The organism is Dactylosporangium sp. NPDC005572 (assembly GCF_040605515.1).
Classification (GTDB): domain Bacteria; phylum Actinomycetota; class Actinomycetes; order Mycobacteriales; family Micromonosporaceae; genus Dactylosporangium.
In genome coordinates this window covers 1-2892 of record NZ_JBEXCY010000424.1, presented here as the reverse complement: position 1 = coordinate 2892, position 2892 = coordinate 1, and the positions used below count along the sequence as shown (strand labels likewise).

General features: G+C 74.6%; 4 protein-coding genes. 1 reads left to right on the top strand and 3 read right to left on the bottom strand.

Annotation, left to right across the window (positions count from 1 at the left end; all coding sequences use genetic code 11):
• A partial coding sequence (locus ABZS66_RS61215) for an iron chelate uptake ABC transporter family permease subunit (RefSeq protein WP_354774136.1) occupies positions 1-270 on the bottom strand: 270 nt, incomplete at its 3' end.
• 58 nt (positions 271-328) lie between these two features.
• On the bottom strand, positions 329-1309 hold the full coding sequence (locus ABZS66_RS61210) for an iron chelate uptake ABC transporter family permease subunit (protein WP_354774134.1): 981 nt from the start codon (positions 1307-1309) through the stop codon (positions 329-331).
• Positions 1310-1400: 91 nt separating this feature from the next.
• Between ABZS66_RS61210 and ABZS66_RS61205 the strand changes: the two genes are divergently transcribed.
• A complete protein-coding gene (locus ABZS66_RS61205; RefSeq protein ID WP_354774132.1) occupies positions 1401-2417 on the top strand; it encodes an ABC transporter substrate-binding protein in 1017 nt (338 codons plus the stop codon).
• A gap of 49 nt (positions 2418-2466) precedes the next feature.
• Here the strand turns inward: ABZS66_RS61205 and ABZS66_RS61200 are convergent, their stop codons facing one another.
• Entirely contained in the window at positions 2467-2790 is a 324-nt protein-coding gene (locus ABZS66_RS61200) for a ricin-type beta-trefoil lectin domain protein (protein WP_354774138.1), read from the bottom strand.
• Positions 2791-2892: the final 102 nt, after the last annotated feature.

The window sequence follows — 2892 nt, the reverse complement described above, 5'->3', positions numbered from 1 at the left end:
GCCGAGCACGTCGGGGCTGCCGAGCGGGTTGCGGACCAGGGACTGGAACACGGCGCCGGCCAGGGCGAGCGCGGCCCCGGCGAACAGGCCGGTGAGCACCCGCGGCAGGCGCAGTTCCTCGACGATGAACGTGTCGGCGGGGGAGCCGTCGCCCAGCAGCGTGCGCACGACGTCGGGGACGCTGATCGGGTAGTCGCCGCTGCCGATCGCGACCAGCCCGGTGAGCACGGCGACCACGAGAAAGCCGGCCGTGGCGAGCCGCGCCCTCACGCCCGCCTCCGCTGCACCGCGGCGACGAGCGGGAGGCCCGCGGTCGCGAGCCGCGCCCTCACGCCCGCCTCCGCTGGACCACGGCGAGGAAGAACGCGCCGCCGACGACCGCTGTGACCACGCCCACCTGCAGCTCGCCGGGCCGGGCCACCACCCGGCCGAGCACGTCCGCGACCAGCAGCAGGGCCGGTGCCAGTACCGCCGAGAAGGGCAGCAGCCAGCGCAGGTCGGGCCCGGTGAGCGGCCGGACCAGGTGCGGCACCATCAGCCCGAGGAACACGATCGGGCCGCAGGCCGCGGTCGCCGCGCCGCACAGCAGCACGATGGCGAGCGCGGCGAGGACCCGGATGCGGTCGGGGTGGGCGCCGAGCCCGCGGGCGGCGTCGTCGCCGAGGGCGAGGACGTTGAGCGAGCGGGCGAGCAGCGCGGTGAGCAGGATCCCGGCCGCGATGAACGGCACGACGACCGTGGTGGTGCCCGGCCGGGCCGCCGCGAGCGAACCCGCCGTCCAGAACCGCATCCGGTCCAGCGAGTTGGTGTTCAGCAGTTGTACCGCGTAGACGTAGGCGTACAGCGCCGCCGTGACGGCGGTCCCGGACAGCGCGAGCCCGGCCGGGCCGGCCCGCCGCCCGCCGGCGACGGCCCACACTACGACCGACACGACGGCGGCGCCGGCGAAGGCGAACCAGACGTACCCGATGAGGTCCGTGACGCCGAGGAACGCGATCGCCGACACGACCGCGGCCGCCGCGCCGGCGTTGACGCCGAGCAGGCCGGGGTCGGCGAGCGGGTTGCGGGTCAGCGCCTGCATGAGCGCCCCGGCCAGGCCGAGCGCGGCGCCGACGGCGAGGCCCAGCGCGGTGCGCGGCAGCCGCAGCTCGCGCACGACGGTCACCGCGGCGCCGGACGCGTCGGTGAGGCCGTGCCAGACCTCGGCCGGGCTGAGCGGCCGGGCGCCGATCGCCAGGCTGGCCGCGAGGGCGGCGAGCAGCAGCACCACCGCGGCGACCAGCCAGCGTCCTTTGTGGACGACCTGCAAGCGACGCTCCCGGGTGACTTGACATCGACGAGTTAGGGAAGGCTAACCTTATTGCGCTGATCGTACAAGTCGTCAGAAACGAGGCAACGCCATGTCCCCATCCCTGTCCCGCCGCCGCCTGCTGACGGGCGCCGGCGCGCTCGGCCTCGGCGCCCTGCTCGCCGCGTGCGGCGGGACCGACGACGAGGGTGGGGCGGCGCCGGCCTCGGCCGGCCCGTGGGCGTTCACCGACGACCGCGGCACCAGGGTCAGCGCGCCGAGCACCCCGCAGAAGGTCGTGGCCTACGTCGGCTCGGCCGCCGCGCTGCGCGACTTCGGCGTGGACAGCCGGCTCGTCGGCATCTTCGGGCCGTCGAAGACGGCCGACGGTGGCAAGGATCCCCTCGCCGGCGACCTGGACGTCGCCAGGCTCACGTCGCTGGGCAACGCCTGGGGCGAGTTCAACATCGAGAAGTACGCCGCGCTCAAGCCCGAGCTGCTCGTCACGAACACGTACGAGCCGCCCGCGCTGTGGTACGTCCCGGACGACAGCAAGGACAAGATCGCCGCGCTCGCGCCGAGCGTCGCGATCAAGGTCGCGGGCGTCTCGCTGGCCCAGGTCCTGGCCAGGTACGGCGAACTGGCCGCGTCGCTCGGCGCCGACCAGAACGCGAAGCCCGTCACCGACGCCAAGGCCCGCTTCGACGCCGCCGCCACCGCCGTCAAGGACGCGGTGAAGGCGAACGGGGGGCTGAAGGTCCTCGCCGGCTCGGCCAGCGCCGACCTGTTCTACGTCTCCACCCCGAAGGTCTACGCCGACCTGAGCTACTACCAGGAGCTCGGCGTCGAGGTCATCGTCCCCGACAACGTCACCGGCGGGTTCTTCGAGAACCTCAGCTGGGAGACCGTCGACAAGTACAAGGCCGACGTCATCCTGCTCGACAGCCGCACCTCGGCCCTGCAGCCCAAGGACCTCACTGCCAAGCCCACCTGGGCCGCGCTGCCGGCGGTCAAGGCCGGCCAGGTCATCCCGTGGCAGAGCGAGCCGCGGTTCAGCCACGCCGGCTGCGCCGGCCCGCTCGAGGCGCTGGGCAAGGCCCTCGCGTCGGCCAGGAAGGTCGCCGCGTGACGTAGGGGCTCCGCCTCGACGTCCGGGTCAGTTCCGGCCCGCTTCCGGCTCAGGGCAGGTGCCAGCGCTGGGCCTCGGTGCCGTCGCAGTTCGCCAGCCCGGGGACGGTGCCCGCGCCGGGGTCGAGGCACAGGCCCGAGGTCACGCTGGCCACCTCGGCCGCGTCGCCCGGCTGGGCGGTGCGGTCCCAGGCCTGCTCGGCGCTGCCGTCGCACGGCTGCAGGGTCAGCGCGGCGCCCCCGGCCTGGAGACACTGCCCGGCGACGCGCAGTGTGCCGTCCGCGGGCGCGGTCCACGCCTGCGCGGCCGAGCCGTCGCACTCCACCAGCAACAGGGCGCCGCCGTCGAGGCACCGCCCGCCGAAGCTCCTGATCGGCCCGGTCGCGCTCAGCGCGGGCGGGAGCGCCTGCGGCGGCGGGACTCAAGGATCGGTGCTACACCCTCCTCTGTATCCCACGTGGTGCCAGGATCGTTT

Coding starts and splice junctions, on each gene's coding strand:
- ABZS66_RS61205 (WP_354774132.1), top strand. CDS start 1,401: ATGTCCCCATCCCTGTCCCGCCGCCGCCTGCTGACGGGCGCCGGCGCG.